Genomic DNA, 14,965 nt, shown 5'->3' on the forward strand with positions numbered 1-14,965 from the left:
CCGTATGCAGAGGCCGTTGCCCGCCAAAACGTCGTCACGGCGAGCCGCGCAGAGCGCGAGACGCCGCTCAGAGGCCCGAGTACGAGTGCAGTCCCTTGAAGAAGAGGTTCACGATGGTGAAGTTGAACAACACCGTCGAGAAGCCGATGATCGCGAGCCACGCCGAGCGGGAGCCGCGCCATCCGCGGGTCGCGCGCGCGTGGATGTAGCCGGCGTAGACCACCCAGATGATGAAGGTCCACACCTCTTTGGTGTCCCAGCCCCAATACCGGCCCCAGGCCTTCTCGGCCCAGATGGAACCGGCCATGAGGGTGAACGTCCAGAGGATGAAGCCGATGATGTTGATGCGGTACGCGAGATTCTCGAGGGTGACCGAATCGGGCAGCGTCGCGAGGAACGTGAGCTTCGCGGCCTTCGCGGTTGCGGTGAGCGACTCGCGACGCGACTGCATGAGCTGCACGACCGAGAGTGCGAAGCCGAGCGCGAAGAGGCCGACCGACGCACTCGCCACGAACACGTGGATGACGAGCCACACCGACTGCAGCGGCGGCGGCAGCGGAATCGGGCTCACGTAGAAGTTCAGCGCCGCGACGCCGAGCAGCACGAGCACCAGCCCGGTGATGAACGTGCCGAGGAAGCGCAGGTCGTGCTTGGAGATCACGAGCACGACGAGGAAGACGGTGGTGATGATGAGTGTGCCGGTGAGCGCGAACTCGTACATGTTGGCCCACGGCACGCGGCCCGCGGCGAGGCCGCGCAGCACATCGGCCGTGAGGTGCAGCAGCCAGGCGAGCACCGTCATCGCCACGCCGACGCGAAGCGCAGGTGAGCGGCCGTAGGCGACCGCACCGTCTTGAGCCGGTCGAGCGGATGCCGCGGGCTTGCCTGCGACCGGGGTGCGCGAGTTGCCCGAGGCGCCGACCGCGACGGTCTCGTGCACGTCGACGCGAGCTGCGGCATCCGTTGCCGCCGTGGCTGCTGCCGAGCGCTTCGCGAGGTCGATCGAGAACGCGATGAACGCGATCGCGTACACGACCATGGCCGAGTACACGCAGAGGATGGAGATCTCGTCGAACGTCAGCTGCACTGTTCTACCTTACGTCGAAGACTTCTCGGGGGCATCGGTCGATTCTTCGACCTCGGCCGGGCCGGCGTGCCCGGCGTGCTTGTCGGCGAAGGCCGTGACGGCCTCTTCGAGACCCGGGTCCTCGCCGCGGGCGAGCGCGGCGTACTCGAGCACGACCCGTCCGTCGGGCTTCGACACGGCCTTGACCCACATGCGCCGCCTGGGCACGAAGAGGGAGACGAGCAGGCCGCCGAGAATGAGCGACGCGAAGACGAGCACCCAGATCTGCGTCGGGTCGTGGTGGATGTCGAAGCTCGCGAAGCGCGGCACGCTCTGCGAGTAGTCGGCTTCCGCGCCATCGGCAGTCTCGGCATCGGGCGACGAGTCCTCGAAGGTGACCGTACCGAGGCCGTTCGGCAGCTCAGCGGTCTCGCCCGGCTTCAGTTCGATGGAGTCGACGCCGGTCTTGCCGCCGGTCAGCTGGTCCATGGTCGACGGGTCGAGTGTGTACACCGAGGTCGGCGTGCCACCGTCGATGCCGAGGTCGCCCTCGTAGACGTTGAGCGTCAGCACCGGCAGGATCAGGTCGGGGTAGCTCGACGTGTACGCACCCGAGGTGAGCTCGCTCTGGGTCGGGTAGAAGAAGCCGACCATGCCGAGCTGCTCGGGCATGCCGTCGGGCACCTTGACGACGCCGATCGAGGTGAGGTTCGCATCTTGCGGCAGGAACGGCACGGAGTCGGTGAAGACGACCTCGCCGTCGGCGTTCTTCACCGTGATCGTCGGGGCGTAGCCGTTGCCGAGCAGGTACACGTCGGTGCCGTGCGTGTAGAGCGGCTCGTTGACCTTCACCGTGCGCTCTTCGGCCTCGCCGCCCTGGCCCTGCACGGTGACGTGCGCGGTGAAGTCGATGGGCTGGCCGATCGCGTTCTGGTTCTGCGTCTCGTACACGGCATCGAGGTTGTCGAGCGAGAGCCGATAGGGCGTCAGCCTGTTGTCATTGAAGAAGCGACCGGGGTTGAACGAGTCGAACGCCGCGAGGGTGTTGACGAAGGTCTGCCCTTCGACGATCACGCGCTGGCCCGAGAAGCCGAATCCGCCGCCGAAGCCGACGGCGACGAGCACGCCGAGCAGGGCCGTGTGGAAGATGAGGTTGCCGGTCTCGCGCAGGTACCCGCGCTCGGCCGACACCGAGGGCTCGCCGCGCAGCTCGTAGCGCTCGACGCGGTACCCGGCTTGGCGCAGCTGCTTCGCGGCGGTGTCGATCGCGGCATCCGCCGCCTCGCTGCTCGTGGCCCCGTCCGAATCCGGACCGGCCGGCAACAGCTCGCGCTCGGTATACCCCGCAAGCCGCGACAACCGCACGGGCGTGCGCGGCGGTCGTGCCCGCAGCGCCTCGAGGTGGTGCTTCGTGCGCGGGATGACGCACCCGATGAGGGAGACGAAGAGCAGCAGGTAGATCGCCGAGAACCATGCCGAGGTGTACACGTCGAACATCTGCACGCCGTCGAGGATCGGCGCGAGCCTCGGGTTGTCGTTGAAGTACTGGGTGACGCCGTTCGGATCGCTCGAGCGCTGCGGCACGAGCGAGCCGGGCACCGCGGCGATCGCGAGCAGCAGCAGGAGCAGCAGCGCGGTGCGCATGCTCGTGAGCTGCCGCCAGGCGAAGCGCACCCAGCCCACGAAGCCGAGCTTCGGTTGGGCGACGGATGCCTCGCCGGCATCCTGCTCGACCGAGTCGATGTGGTCGGCGGGCCGCGAGGGCGCACCCGGGTCAGATTGCGGGGACAAAACCCGTGATCACCGCCTGCAGTTCGTACATCCAGATGGACCAGATTCCCGACAGCATGAGCACGCCGATGAGGATCAGCAGCGCACCGCCCGCGATGTTGATCGCACGGATGTGGCGGCGGAGGAAGGAGAGCGAACCCGTGACCCAGCCGAAGCCCGCTGCGACGAGGAGGAACGGGATGCCGAGACCGATGCAGTACGCGAGACCGAGCAGCACGCCACGGCCCGCCGACGCCGAGTCGGCGCTGAGCGCGAGCACGACGGCGAGCGTCGGGCCGATGCACGGGGTCCAGCCGAGGCCGAAGACGATGCCGAGCAAGGGGGCGCCGGCGAGCCCGGTCGCGGGCCGCCACGAGGGCTTGATCGTGCGCTGCATGAAGGTGAACTGCCCGATGAAGACGAGCCCCATGACGATGAGCAGCACCCCGGCGACGCGCACGATCAGGTCGGAGTACTGCAGCAGCCACGCGCCGGCGACGCCCGCGACGAGGTTGAAGCTGACGAACACCACCGTGAACCCGGCGACGAAGAGCAGCACGCCGAGCAGGAGACGGCGACGGTTCTTGCGCTCGGTCGCGGCGTCGGCCGAGGCGTCCGTGAACCCGCCCAAGTAGCCGAGGTAGCCCGGAACGAGCGGCAGCACGCACGGCGAGAGGAACGAGACGAGTCCCGCGGCGAGTGCGATCGGCATTGCTGCGAGCAACTGCCCGTCGAGCACGATCTCGCCCACGCCCATGCGCTAGGCCTGCTCGGCGAGGAGGTCGGCGATGATCGTCTCGAGGATCGAGGCGTCCTTCAGCTGGCCGAGCACGCGTGCGGCGACCTTGCCGTCTTGGTCGAGCACGATCGTGGTGGGCACGGCGGCCGGCGGCACCGGGCCGGCGAATGCGAGCTGCGCCGTGCCGCTCCCGACATCGAGGATCGACGGGTAGGTGATGCCGTAGTCCTGCTCGAAGGATGTCGCGTTCGCGGCCTGATCGCGCACGTTCACGCCGACGAAGCTCACCGCGTCGGCGTCGGCGCCTTCGTAGACCTCCTGCAGGATCGGCGCCTCGACGCGGCACGGCGCACAGCCCGCGTACCAGAAGTTGACGACCTGCACCTTGCCCGCGGCATCCGCCGAGTCGAAGCTCTCGCCCTCGACGGTCTCGCCGCTGAACTCGATGGGCTCACCCCGACCGTCGACGTCGTACACCGTGATCGTGCCGTCGCCCGCGATGTAGTTCTTGCCGCTGCCCTCGCGGAACTGGTCGGCGAGCGGGTCGCTCGTGCACCCGGTCAGCAGCAGGGCGGATGCCACGACCACCGCCGTCATCGACCAACGCCTGCGCATCACACTGCTCCTACATCCGTGGCCTCGGCGGAGAGCCCCGCCGCGGGGTTTGCGTATCCGACCTCGACGAACCGGTCGCCGCGGCGCTCGAACGACGTGATGCTCGAGAGTGCGCAGCGCCGCCGACGCGGGTCGTGCGCGAGCGAGAGCCCCGCGAGCCGGCGGTGCACCATCCAGATCGGCAGCTGGTGACTGACGATCACGACGTCTCCGCCGTCGGCCGTCTGCCAGGCGTCGCCGATCGCGACAAGCATGCGGTCGGCGATCGAACGGAACGGCTCGCCCCAGCTGGGCTCCCACGGGTTCACGAGCAGCGGCCAATTGCGGATGTCGCGGAGCGCGCCGTCTGGGCCGCGCATGCGCTTGCCCTCGAAGCGGTTCTCGGGTTCGATCACCCGCTCGTCGAGCGTCGGCTCGAGGCCGAACGCCGCGGCGACGGGCTCGGCCGACTGCTGTGTGCGTTGCAGCGGTGACGAGACGAGGGCGTGCACCGGGCGATCGCGTGCGACGAGATCGTCGGCGGCGGCCTGCGCCATGCGACGACCGAGATCGGAGAGGCCGTAGCCGGGAAGTCGACCGTAGAGCACGCCCTGGGGGTTGAACACCTCGCCATGGCGCACGAGGTGGATCTGCTCGGCCGGCACGGCTTCCAGTCTAGAGAGCCGTTCCCTTTGAATCCGCCGAGTGAATCCACCAAACGCTGCCCGGCCGGGCGCCTGAAACCCCCACAGGTAGGATGGTCGATCGTGAGCACCCGCACCCTCGTCAAGAATCTCGCCGCCCTCCCCGACGGCCCCGTCACCGTGTCCGGATGGGTCGAGACCGTGCGAGATCAGAAGAAGGTGCAGTTCGTCATCCTTCGCGACGAGTCGGGTGCGGTGCAGCTCGTGAACCCCGCGACGCGGGAAGTCGACCCCTCGCTCACCGAGCCTGCCGAAGTGTCCGCGGCATCCGCTCGCCTCGCGACGACCGAGGCCATCTCGGCGCTCTCGCACGGCTCGTTCATCACCGTGACGGGCGAGCTGAAGCACGACGAGCGCGTCAAGCTCGGCGGCCTCGAGGTGAAGATCGCCTCGCTCGAGGTCGTCACCGAAGCCAACCCCGAGACGCCGATCGCGCCCGATTCGAGCCTCGACAAGCGCATGGATTGGCGCTTCCTCGACCTGCGCAACCCCAAGCAGGCCCTCATCTTCCGCATCCAGACGACGTTCCTGCACGCGTTGCGCGGCGTGTGGGTCGAGAAGGGGCTCATCGAGATCCACACGCCGAAGCTCATGGCCTCGGCGTCGGAGTCACGTGCAGAGCTCTTCGAGGTCGAGTACTTCGAGACCAAGGCGTACCTCGCGCAGAGCCCCCAGTTCTTCAAGCAGATGGCGCAGGCGGCCGGCTTCGGCGGCGTCTTCGAGGTCGGGCCCGCGTTCCGCGCCGACCCGTCGTTCACCTCGCGGCACGCGACCGAGTTCACCTCGATCGACACCGAGATCAGCTGGATCGACTCGCACGAAGACGTCATGGCGTTGCATGAGGAGCTCATGGTCGCGGGCTTCGAGGCCGTCGTCGCCAAGCACGGCGCCGAGATCGCCGAGCTCTTCGGCATCGAGCTGCAGGTGCCGTCGCGGCCGTTCCCGCGCATCCCGCTCGCCGAGGCGAAGCAGATCGTGGCCGACCGCGGCTACGTGATCCCCCGCGCCGACGACGACATGGACCCCGAGGGCGAGCGCCAGATCTCGGCCTACGTCAAAGAGGCGTTCGGGCACGACTTCGTGTTCCTCACCGACTACGCCTCGAGCATCCGGCCGTTCTATCACATGCGCCACGAGGGCGACCCGAGCCTCACGAACTCGTACGACCTCATCTACAACGGCGTCGAGATCTCGACGGGCGCCCAGCGCGAACACCGCATCGACGTGCTCACCGTCCAAGCCCTCGACAAGGGCATGGACCCTGAAGAGCTCGAGTTCTACCTCGACTTCTTCCGCTACGGCGTGCCCCCGCACGGCGGCTTCGGCATGGGCCTCGCGCGCGTGCTGATGCTCATGCTCGGCGAGCAGTCGATCCGCGAGACGACCTACCTCTTCCGCGGCCCCACGCGCCTCCTCCCCTAGCCCCCCTGCCCCCTCACCCCCCCCGAACTAGCCGCTGATGTCGCACGAACTGCTCGCAAGTGACCGCATCGACGACGTTTCGTGCGACTTCACGGGCTTGGTGCCGGGCGGGATGGGGGCAGTGGCAGGGTCAGCGATGGGGGCGTCCAACCGCGCGCGATCAGGGCTTGGCGTACTCGCTCGAGTCGCAGTTTTCGGGCTCGACCACGATGGCGTTTGGTGAAGCGCACGTTGCGCCAACCGATTCGAGCGAGGTCGTCGAGCCGATCGACGTCGCGCGAATATTGGCGGTCTTCGGTGCGGTGTTGTTCCCCGTCGTACTCGGCGAGCACCCGGTACTCCGGGTAGGCGAGGTCACCGATCGCACACAATCGACCGGACTCGTCGAAGATCGGCAGGTTGACGACCGGTTCCGGCAGGCCGTACTCGATGAGGTCGAGTCGCAACTTCGTCTCTTCCGGTGAATCCGTTCCGGCGCGTACGCGCAGCATCGCCACGGCCAGTGCGCGGTGACCACGGCGACCTGCGTGACGTATGACCGCAGCCCGCATCCGCTCGAGTGTCGAGATCGGGCGTTGCCGACGGAGCATGGAATCCCCGGCGACGACGAGATCACGGGGGGTCGCCGTCGAAGCGAGCTGGCACCAAGCGTCTTCTGGTGAGACGATCCGCCATCCGTGCCACGTGCCGGTCCTCGTACCACCGGTACGCAGTCGATGACCGCGCACACCGCGCGCCCGGGGAATCGGGTTCGGCGCGAAGTCGGCGACATCCACCGCATCGATCTCGTGACTCGCCGGCACGACGATGCCGAAGAGCCGACATGCGGTGGCGTGGCTGAACACTTGCCCCGGCCGCATGATGAGCTGCTTCGCCCGGCATCGCGCTTCGAAGCTGATCGCGTCGGCTTGCACCCGAACGCCGTGGAATGGCCGTGCGAGATCGCTGCCGCGGAGCCGGCCCGCGCCGACGCCTGCGGCGACCGCCTCGGAGATCGTGAACGCCCGAGACGTGAACTCATCGGGCAGTGGCGTGTACGCTCGCATCCGCTCAGCCTGACCGAGTGCGCGCATCAGGCCCGGCGTGCACGCCAATCTGAGCGGACCCCATCCCACCCCCAGCCTGTGGAGGCGCACCCGCCCGCCCCGCCCGTCGGCGCGCCGCCGCCCACCGCCCGCGCGAGTGATGTCGCACGAACTGCGCCCACGCCCGCGAGATGCGGACAGTTCACGCGACATGACGTATGCCAGGCAGTCAGCTCGGCGCCGGGCCGACGCGAGTCGTAGGCTCGGGGCATGGTCGAGACGACAGCCATGGTCCGCATCGACGGCGGCACGTTCCGCATGGGTTCCGCGGAGTTCTACGCCGACGAGGGTCCCGTGCACGACCGCACGGTCGGCCCGTTCGAGATCGAGCTGCACCCCGTCACGAACGGGCAGTTCGCCGAGTTCGTCGAGGCCACTGGCTACATCACGGTCGCCGAGCGCCCGCTCGACCCGGCCGACTTCCCGGGTGTCGACGCGGCCGACCTCGTGCCCGGGGGGCTCGTCTTCACGCCGACCGATGGGCCGGTCGACCTGCGCGACTGGCGGCAGTGGTGGCGGTGGGGTGAGGGCGCGAGCTGGCGTCATCCGTTCGGCTCCGAGTCATCCGTCGACGACCGGCCCGCCCACCCGGTCGTGCAGGTGAGCTTCGCGGATGCCTCGGCGTACGCGGAATGGGCCGGCAAGCGCCTGCCGTCCGAGGCCGAGTTCGAGTTCGCCGCCCGCGGCGGACTCGAGGGTTCGCGGTTCGCGTGGGGCGACGAGGAGTTCCCCGACGGCAAGCTCATGGTCAACCGCTGGCAGGGCTCGTTCCCGTACCGCAACACCGGCGCCGAGGGCTGGGCGGGCACCTCTCCCGTGATGACGTTCCCGGCGAACGGGTACGGCCTCTTCGACGTGACCGGCAACGTGTGGGAATGGACCACCGACTTCTACACCGCCCGCCACAACCGGCCCGGCGTCGAGGCGGTCGACGCCGAACGGCGCCCCAACCTGCTCGCCGCGGCATCAGCCGAACCGGGCTCCCGCATCCCGCGCCGGGTGCTCAAGGGCGGCTCGCACCTGTGCTCGCCCGACTACTGCCTGCGCTACCGCCCGTCGGCCCGCTCGCCCCAGGCCGACGACACGGCGACGACCCACATCGGGTTCCGCTGCGCCCGCGACGCAGGCTGAGCCAGCCATCACCGGGACGTGCTGCGCCCGCGACGCAGGCTGAGCCAGCCATCACCGGGGACCCGCTGCGCGCGCGGCGCAGGCTGAGCTGACCTGCGCGGGTTCCGCGCGCCCGCGACACTGCTGAGCCAGCCATGACGGGGACCCGCTGCGCCTTCGAACTGAGCGGGCTTGCCCCCGCGAGAAGCCCTCGAACGGCCACTCTCGAACCCGCCGCAAAGCAGAGTTGCGCTGACCCCTTGAGACGCCCGGGAACTGTCATACCGAATCAGCGACAACACTTGCAGGCGGGCCGGCGGGCAGGGGCATGCGGGCGGTCATCCGGGCGGACCGGCATGCGGGCAGGGGCATGCGGGCGGTCATCCGGGCGGACCGGCATGCGGGCGGGCACGGGAATGGGCGAACACGCGCGCGCGAGCGCTGCGCTCAGCCGATCTGGTGCCTTCCGGCGACCGCGTCGTCGAGCGTCGGATAGGCGCGGCCCTCGCGCTCGAGGTTCGCGAACCAATCCCCGCGCCGCGCGAGGTCGGCCGCGGCCTCAGGCACGGCCGCGACCCTGAGCTCCACCCCTTGGTCGGCGAGCTCACGCTCGAGGTCGGCGAGGGTGTCGAGCACCGTGATCGAGACGATCACGAGTCGTGCGAGTTCGAGGGCGACGACGCGGATCCCTTCGCGATCAGCCACCGCGGCGAGCACCGCGTTCTCGTTCGCGAGCACGTTCGCCGTGTACAGAGGGCCCATGAGTCGCACGGGCAGCACCCCATCGACCGGATCCTCGACGTCGACGCGCAGCTTGTTGAGTTCGCGCAGCACCACCGTGAGGGTCGCGACGACGCCGACCGCGACCGCGATGAGCAGCCCCGCGGTGAGCCCGACGACGGCGGTCGACACCGCGATCCAGAAGTCGGCTCGACTGATGCGCCAGAAGCGCACGAGCGATCGGATGTCGATGAGCCCGGCCACGGCGACGAACACGATCGCCGCGAGCGTCGCCTGCGGTAAGAGGCTCAACACGGGTGCGAGGAACAGGGCGACGAGCAGCGCGAGCAGCACCGTCACGATCGAGGAGAGCTGGCTCTTCGCCCCCGCGCCTTGGTTGACCGCGCTCTGCGAGAAGCCGCCGGCGGCGGGCAGCACCTGGAAGAAGGAGCCGATGGTGTTGGCCGCGCCGGTTGCGAAGAGCTCCTGGTTGCTGTCGACCTGCGCTTCGCCGGGCTTGCGGATGGTTCGGGCGACCGCCGCGGACTCGAGGAACGCCATGACGGCGATGCCCAATGCACCCGGCAGCAGCGCACCGAGGTTCGCGAACGATGGCAACTCTGGTGCCGGAAACCCCTGCGGGACCGTCGCGATGCGTTCGACCCCGGCGTCGTGAAGACCGGTGAACGCCATGAGGAGGATGCCCGCTGCAACCACGATGAGCGGCCCCGGCACCCGCGGTGCGAACCGCTTCAACAGCAGCAGGGTCGCGATCGACCCGAGCGACAATGCGATCGTCGGCCCGTTCGCCGCGCCGACCGATTCGCCGACGGCGATGAGCGAACTGATGAACCCGTGCGCCGAGACATCCGTCGTCTCACCGAGCAGTTTCGGCAATTGCCCGGCGGCGACGGTCGCCCCGACGCCGATCTGGATGCCGACGATCGTCGCCTTCGAGATGTTCTCGACGAGGGAGCCGAGCTTGAAGAGCCGGGCGATCAGGAGGATGACGCCGACGAGCAGCGTCAGCGCCATGAGATCGGGCACGGGGTCGTTGGAGCCCGCGGCCACGCCGGCCGAGACGAGCGTCGTGGCAGACAGCGTCGCAATCGTCGACGTCGTCGACACGCTCATCGCCCGTGAACCGCCGAGCATCGCGTAGACGAACAGCGGCACCATGCATGAGTAGAGCCCGACCTGCACGGGCAGGTTCGCGATCGTCGCGTACGCCATCGCCTGCGGGATGACGACGGCTCCGGCGGAGAGCCCCGCGAGAACGTCGGCCCCGAGCCATCCTCGCTGATAACCCTGCAGCGTGGGGAACCACCATCGCCGACGGGCCGCGGTCGCGGTCGCGGTCGCTCGGGTCATCCGCCGGCCGGCTCGGCGAAGACCGTCGACCAGTCGCGCTTCACGCTCACGACCGTGAAGTCATGATCGGATGCCGCGGCGAGCAGTGAACTGCAGCCGCGCGCACTCGTGGCGATCTCGGTGATGCCGCCCATGCCGACCGTCTGATGGTTGCGGCCGCCCTCGGGCGGGAGCAGGCGTTCGATCGGCGGGTAGTGGGGGTCGGGGTCGGTCGCGTCGTACGTGCCCGCGCCTCCGCCCGTGCAGGCCAGGTCGGGAGTCGGCAGTGACGAACGCTGCACATCGGACTTCTTGCTCACAGACAGCCCCTCCGTTTGGCCGGGCGACGGCGAGCAGCGAATGCCCCCTCGATCACCCTTCCCGCTCAGAAGCCGTCCTCCCCCGACTGCTTCGCCTCCACCGTGTCACAGCGGGCGCGACAAGACAATGGCGAGACGGCGAACCGTCGGCGCCATGCGGATTCCCGACGGTCAGAGCTGGCCGCCGGGCCGCACGGTCGAACGCAGGTCCCGAGTGGCCGGTCCCTCGATGAGCCCGCCGGATGCCTCGAAGCGCGAGCCGTGCAAGGGGCAGTCCCACGTGTGCTCGGCGTCGTTCCACTGCACGACGCCGCCGAGGTGCGTGCAGATGGCCCGTACCGCGCACGTCTGCCCATCGACCGTCGACACCCCGACGGGCACCCCGCCGCGCGAGGCCACGACCCCCGCGCCTTCGGGCGGCCGCCGCACCGGTGTCGCATGCGCCTCCGCATGCACCCATCCGGCGGCGAGTTCGCGCGCGACCTTCGCGTTCTCCAAGATCCCCCGCCCGAGATCAGCGGGCATGGTCGGCCGGGTGCCGAGCGTGCGAATCCACGGCCGCTGCTCGCGCCACGGCTCGCCGAGGATCTCGGCGGAGATGCGCAGCGCAGCAGCCACGCCGTTCGTCAGGCCCCACTTCGCGTACCCCGTCGCGAGCCAGACGCGACCGCGACCGCGAGGCATCCACCCGGCGAAGGGAATGAGATTCAGCGATTCGTAGTCCTGCGCCGACCAGCGGTGGGTGAGCTCGGCACCGGGGAAGTGGCGCTGCGTCCACTGCACCAGATCGTCGACACGTGCGGCCGCCGACTCGACGCGCCCGACCGGGTGCTCGTTGCCGCTGACGATGAGCTGCAGCCCCGCGGCGCCGGACTCCGGATGCGTCGGCGCTGTTCGCACCGAGCGTGTCGGCGCATCGACGGAGAGGAAGAGCCCGGGCGGCGGCGGATCCCCGACGCGGAACGAGGCGATGTACGAGCGCGAGTGCCGCGTCTTGGCGAAGTAGAGTCCTCGGTCGAGGATGGGCGTCGCGGTGGCGACGACGACGTCGCGTGCCCGCAGCGCGCCGTCGTCGGTCTCGAGCACGACGGGATCCGACGCGTGCACGTCACGCACCCGCACACCGGTCATGAGCACGCCTCCGGCCTCGACGAACGCGCGAGCCAGCTCGAGCACGAGCTGGTACGGGTCCAAGGCGAGCTGCCCCTCGAGGGCGACCGCCCCGGCGAACGGGAACTGCACCGGCATCCGTTCGATCATCTCGACCGGCAGCCCGGCTTCGCGCGCCGCATCGAACTCGGCGAGCACCGTCTTCAGACCACGCTCCGACTGCGCATAGCTGTACGCCGGTTCGGTGGCGAACGGCAGGTCACGTTCTCCGACGAATTCGGCGATCCAAGCCTGCCCGTCGAGGTTCGCCTCGACGTACGCCCGCGTGACCTTCGCCGAGTGCGAACGGCGGATGCGCTGCAGCCTCGCGCCCTGCAGCACGCTGGCCTTGCCCGTGTTGGCACCCGATGCGAGCGCCGCGACCTCCGTCGCCTCGACGACCACCACGGTTCGGCCCGCGCGCTGGAGCATGAGCGCGGTCGAGAGGCCCGTGATGCCGGCGCCGACGACCGCCACGTCGACGGTCCCGGCCGGGATCGACCGACCGGCGGTGAGCGCCGTCGGCTCTGCGTCTGCGCCTGCGTATGCCGCGGCCTTCCAGTAAGAGGAGGTCATGCCGCCAGTCAAGTCCGGGTGGGGTGGCCCCGCAACGGGCTTGACTGATCCCCGAATGACGGTAGGGCGATTCAGTCGGCGAGCAGCGCCGTCTTCAATTGCACCGGGTCGATGCGCCAGTAGTTGTGCACGACGCCGTCGATGAGCAGCACGGGGATGTCCTCGGCGTACTGAGCCCGCAGGCCCTCGTCGTCGAGGATCGAGAGCTCATCGAGGTCGATCCGCGGCGCGGCATCCACTGTCTCGATCTCGGCCATCACGCCCTGCACGACTCCTCGTGCGTCGTCGCAGAGGTGGCAGCCGGGCTTGCCGATGAGGGTGAGTCGGATGTCGCGAGCCATGCTTCGATCGTATGCGGGTCTCGAGACGTCGTCGCCGTGCCGCCGTGATCTGCACGATCACCACGACCTTTTGCGCTCGCACGACCTTCTGTATCGGCCGTGACCCGCCGAAAGGTCGTGGCGCCGCCCGGGTACAGCGAAAAGCGCCAGGCCTAGGGCCTGACGCTCAGCCTGTAGTGCGAAGGACTACTTCTTGTTGCGACGCTGGTGACGCGTCTTGCGAAGCAGTTTGCGGTGCTTCTTCTTCGCCATGCGCTTGCGGCGCTTCTTGATGACGGAACCCATCAGAACCTCACAGAAAAGATCAAGTCGGTCGCGCGTGCCGCGGCCGGTGGCCAGAAAGCCTCGGGGTAGTCTACCGGATTCGCGCGGTCGCCCTCGCCCGATGAGTTACCGTCGAGGGATGCCGCACCACGACATCGTCATTCGCACCACCCGGGAATCCGACTGGCAGGCCGTGCGGGCGCTGCGTCTCGAGATGCTGCGGGACTACCCGTTGGCCTACGGCGAGACCCTCGCGGCCGCCCTCGACGTCGAGGAATCGCTCTGGCGGCTTCGCGGCGCGCGCGGCACGACGGCGGGCCAGACCTCGATCGTCGCGATCGACGGCGAGCGCTGGATCGGGCACATGGGCGGTTATATTCCGGATGCCACGTCGGGTCCGTTGCTCGTCGGTGTGTACGTCGCTGCCGACTACCGGGGCGACGCCGCGGGCGTCTCACGCCGGCTGCTCGACGCCGTCGAGGACTGGGCGCGCGGCTTCGGCGACACCCTTCGGCTCGAGGTGCACGAAGACAACCCCCGGGCGATCCGGTTCTACGAGAAGCTCGGGTTCACTCACACAGGCCGCAGCCGCGAATACGATCTGGACCCCGGCGGTCTCGAGCTCGAGATGATCAAGCCGCTGCGATGATGCCGACCTGCAGGTTCAGCCTGCCGAAGCCCATTACGGCAGACTGACGGCATGGACTTCGTCGACATCTTGCTCATCGTCGCGATCGTCGGCACCGGGCTCGTCGCCGGCGTCTTCTTCGCGTTCTCAGGGTTCGTCACGCGAGGCATCGGCCGCCTGCCCGCTGCGGATGCCGCACGGGCCATGCGGGAGATCAACGTGACCGCGGTGCGGGCCCCGCTCATGCTCGCGATCTTCGGCACCGCCCTCGTCGTCGCGGTGCTCGCCGTGCTCGCCTTCCTCGGCGAGCCCGAGGGCGCCACGTGGTGGTCGGTCGCGGGCGCTGCGCTCTACCTCGTCGGCGTCGTGGGCGTCACTGGCGGCGCGAACGTGCCGCGCAACAATCGGCTTGCTGCGCCATCCGACGCGGATGCCGCGGCGCTCGCGGCGGCATGGCAGGCCTTTCGCCCGGGGTGGCTCGCGTGGAATCACGTGCGCACGCTCACCTCGACGGCCGCAAGCCTCGCGTTCGTGCTGGCCCTCACCCTCGCCGGATGAGCGGCCACGCTGGTCGAGCAGCGAGCGCAGCGAGAGTATCGAGCCCCTCGGGCTCGCTACCGGCGTTTCTTCGGTCCGACGACCGCGGTGACCTGGTGAGCGGTCTCGGCGAACGCCTTGCCGATGGCGGCCGCGAACGCGAACTGCTCGGTGTTCAGCGGAACATCATCGTGCGCCCCAACGCCCGCGAGCGTGGCAGCGTCAGCCGCGGCATCCGTCGACACGAATGGAATCAGCCAGTCTTCGAGTGCCTCGAGCGGCGTGCGGTCGAGCTTGTAGTACCGGTGCTGACCCTCTTCGCGCACCGCCACGAGACCCGACTCGCGCAGCACCTTCAGGTGCTTGGAGACCGTCGGCTGACTCGCGCCGAGCGCGGTCACGATCTCGGACACACTGATCTCGCCGCCCGAAGATGGCACCGCGCCTTCACGCTCGAGGAGAACGGCGAGGATGTCGCGCCGCGTCGAGTCCGCCACCACGTCGAAGATGTCCGCCATGCCCCAAGGCTAGTCACTCACGGCGGGGAGTACCATGACTCACGCGTTCGGTGACGGCACAGAGGGGGCTCG

The 14,965-nt window shown here is 69.1% G+C and carries 16 protein-coding genes; 4 read left to right on the forward strand and 12 right to left on the reverse strand.

Going from position 1 to position 14,965, the window contains the following annotated elements; genetic code table 11:
• Positions 1–67 precede the first annotated feature (67 nt).
• From ccsB to AC1C2R_RS06075, 5 genes are read right to left on the reverse strand one after another with little or no spacing between them, the layout of a single operon-like run.
• Positions 68–1,039, reverse strand: a complete 972-nt coding sequence (gene ccsB / locus AC1C2R_RS06055) for a c-type cytochrome biogenesis protein CcsB (RefSeq protein WP_495380380.1) — start codon at positions 1,037–1,039, stop codon at positions 68–70.
• 57 nt (positions 1,040–1,096) lie between these two features.
• Positions 1,097–2,857, reverse strand: a complete 1,761-nt coding sequence (gene resB / locus AC1C2R_RS06060) for a cytochrome c biogenesis protein ResB (RefSeq protein ID WP_495379336.1) — start codon at positions 2,855–2,857, stop codon at positions 1,097–1,099.
• Positions 2,841–3,593, reverse strand: a complete 753-nt coding sequence (locus AC1C2R_RS06065; RefSeq protein ID WP_495351613.1) for a cytochrome c biogenesis CcdA family protein — start codon at positions 3,591–3,593, stop codon at positions 2,841–2,843. Before AC1C2R_RS06065 ends, resB begins: the two co-directional genes overlap by 17 nt.
• A gap of 3 nt (positions 3,594–3,596) precedes the next feature.
• Entirely contained in the window at positions 3,597–4,190 is a 594-nt protein-coding gene (locus AC1C2R_RS06070) for a TlpA family protein disulfide reductase (protein ID WP_495379337.1), read from the reverse strand.
• On the reverse strand, positions 4,190–4,834 hold the full coding sequence (locus tag AC1C2R_RS06075; RefSeq protein WP_495379338.1) for a histidine phosphatase family protein: 645 nt from the start codon (positions 4,832–4,834) through the stop codon (positions 4,190–4,192). Before AC1C2R_RS06075 ends, AC1C2R_RS06070 begins: the two co-directional genes overlap by 1 nt.
• A 102-nt stretch (positions 4,835–4,936) precedes the next feature.
• On the opposite strand from AC1C2R_RS06075, the gene aspS reads away from it, so the two are divergent.
• The gene (gene aspS / locus AC1C2R_RS06080) at positions 4,937–6,295 is read left to right on the forward strand and encodes an aspartate--tRNA(Asn) ligase (protein ID WP_495379339.1); all 1,359 of its coding nucleotides are present in this window, start codon (positions 4,937–4,939) and stop codon (positions 6,293–6,295) included.
• Between the two features lie 89 nt (positions 6,296–6,384).
• Here the strand turns inward: aspS and AC1C2R_RS06085 are convergent, their stop codons facing one another.
• Entirely contained in the window at positions 6,385–7,341 is a 957-nt protein-coding gene (locus AC1C2R_RS06085) for a putative endonuclease domain-containing protein (protein WP_495379340.1), read from the reverse strand.
• A 249-nt stretch (positions 7,342–7,590) separates the two neighbouring features.
• Here AC1C2R_RS06085 and AC1C2R_RS06090 point away from each other — a divergent pair, with 249 nt between their 5' ends.
• The gene (locus tag AC1C2R_RS06090) at positions 7,591–8,511 is read left to right on the forward strand and encodes a formylglycine-generating enzyme family protein (RefSeq protein WP_495379341.1); all 921 of its coding nucleotides are present in this window, start codon (positions 7,591–7,593) and stop codon (positions 8,509–8,511) included.
• Between the two features lie 426 nt (positions 8,512–8,937).
• On the opposite strand, the gene AC1C2R_RS06095 is transcribed toward AC1C2R_RS06090, so the two are convergent.
• The 5 genes from AC1C2R_RS06095 to AC1C2R_RS06115 all read right to left on the reverse strand — a co-directional run bounded on the left by AC1C2R_RS06095 (position 8,938) and on the right by AC1C2R_RS06115 (position 13,231).
• Complete coding sequence (locus AC1C2R_RS06095; RefSeq protein WP_495379342.1) at positions 8,938–10,581, reverse strand: SulP family inorganic anion transporter; 1,644 nt, start codon at positions 10,579–10,581, stop codon at positions 8,938–8,940.
• The gene (locus AC1C2R_RS06100) at positions 10,578–10,880 is read right to left on the reverse strand and encodes a hypothetical protein (RefSeq protein ID WP_495379343.1); all 303 of its coding nucleotides are present in this window, start codon (positions 10,878–10,880) and stop codon (positions 10,578–10,580) included. The genes AC1C2R_RS06095 and AC1C2R_RS06100 overlap by 4 nt, the downstream gene beginning before the upstream one ends.
• Positions 10,881–11,051: 171 nt before the next feature.
• Positions 11,052–12,605, reverse strand: a complete 1,554-nt coding sequence (locus AC1C2R_RS06105) for an FAD-dependent oxidoreductase (RefSeq protein WP_495379344.1) — start codon at positions 12,603–12,605, stop codon at positions 11,052–11,054.
• Positions 12,606–12,676: 71 nt separating this feature from the next.
• The gene (locus AC1C2R_RS06110) at positions 12,677–12,946 is read right to left on the reverse strand and encodes a glutaredoxin family protein (RefSeq protein ID WP_495379345.1); all 270 of its coding nucleotides are present in this window, start codon (positions 12,944–12,946) and stop codon (positions 12,677–12,679) included.
• A 186-nt stretch (positions 12,947–13,132) separates the two neighbouring features.
• Positions 13,133–13,231 carry a 30S ribosomal protein bS22 gene (locus AC1C2R_RS06115; RefSeq protein ID WP_003792170.1) on the reverse strand — a complete coding sequence of 33 codons (99 nt, stop codon included), beginning with the start codon at positions 13,229–13,231 and terminating at the stop codon, positions 13,133–13,135.
• A 118-nt stretch (positions 13,232–13,349) separates the two neighbouring features.
• Here AC1C2R_RS06115 and AC1C2R_RS06120 point away from each other — a divergent pair, with 118 nt between their 5' ends.
• Both AC1C2R_RS06120 and AC1C2R_RS06125 read left to right on the forward strand, forming a co-directional pair.
• Entirely contained in the window at positions 13,350–13,859 is a 510-nt protein-coding gene (locus AC1C2R_RS06120) for a GNAT family N-acetyltransferase (RefSeq protein WP_495379346.1), read from the forward strand.
• Positions 13,860–13,910: 51 nt separating this feature from the next.
• A complete protein-coding gene (locus AC1C2R_RS06125) occupies positions 13,911–14,396 on the forward strand; it encodes an anthrone oxygenase family protein (RefSeq protein ID WP_495379347.1) in 486 nt (161 codons plus the stop codon).
• Between the two features lie 56 nt (positions 14,397–14,452).
• Here AC1C2R_RS06125 and AC1C2R_RS06130 read toward each other — a convergent pair whose 3' ends face one another.
• Complete coding sequence (locus tag AC1C2R_RS06130) at positions 14,453–14,893, reverse strand: ArsR/SmtB family transcription factor (RefSeq protein WP_495351625.1); 441 nt, start codon at positions 14,891–14,893, stop codon at positions 14,453–14,455.
• Positions 14,894–14,965: the final 72 nt, after the last annotated feature.

This window comes from Agromyces sp. Y182 (genome assembly GCF_059445385.1).

What these genes read in the sequence shown, in the direction of transcription:
- AC1C2R_RS06130 (WP_495351625.1), bottom strand. Translation starts at nt 14,893, where the DNA reads ATGGCGGACATCTTCGACGTGGTGGCGGACTCGACGCGGCGCGACATC.
- AC1C2R_RS06095 (WP_495379342.1), bottom strand. Translation starts at nt 10,581, where the DNA reads ATGACCCGAGCGACCGCGACCGCGACCGCGGCCCGTCGGCGATGGTGG.
- AC1C2R_RS06070 (WP_495379337.1), bottom strand. Translation starts at nt 4,190, where the DNA reads ATGCGCAGGCGTTGGTCGATGACGGCGGTGGTCGTGGCATCCGCCCTG.
- AC1C2R_RS06115 (WP_003792170.1), bottom strand. Translation starts at nt 13,231, where the DNA reads ATGGGTTCCGTCATCAAGAAGCGCCGCAAGCGCATGGCGAAGAAGAAG.
- ccsB (WP_495380380.1), bottom strand. Translation starts at nt 1,039, where the DNA reads ATGGTCGTGTACGCGATCGCGTTCATCGCGTTCTCGATCGACCTCGCG.
- AC1C2R_RS06110 (WP_495379345.1), bottom strand. Translation starts at nt 12,946, where the DNA reads ATGGCTCGCGACATCCGACTCACCCTCATCGGCAAGCCCGGCTGCCAC.
- AC1C2R_RS06065 (WP_495351613.1), bottom strand. Translation starts at nt 3,593, where the DNA reads ATGGGCGTGGGCGAGATCGTGCTCGACGGGCAGTTGCTCGCAGCAATG.
- AC1C2R_RS06085 (WP_495379340.1), bottom strand. Translation starts at nt 7,341, where the DNA reads ATGCGAGCGTACACGCCACTGCCCGATGAGTTCACGTCTCGGGCGTTC.
- AC1C2R_RS06120 (WP_495379346.1), top strand. Translation starts at nt 13,350, where the DNA reads ATGCCGCACCACGACATCGTCATTCGCACCACCCGGGAATCCGACTGG.
- AC1C2R_RS06105 (WP_495379344.1), bottom strand. Translation starts at nt 12,605, where the DNA reads ATGACCTCCTCTTACTGGAAGGCCGCGGCATACGCAGGCGCAGACGCA.
- AC1C2R_RS06125 (WP_495379347.1), top strand. Translation starts at nt 13,911, where the DNA reads ATGGACTTCGTCGACATCTTGCTCATCGTCGCGATCGTCGGCACCGGG.
- AC1C2R_RS06090 (WP_495379341.1), top strand. Translation starts at nt 7,591, where the DNA reads ATGGTCGAGACGACAGCCATGGTCCGCATCGACGGCGGCACGTTCCGC.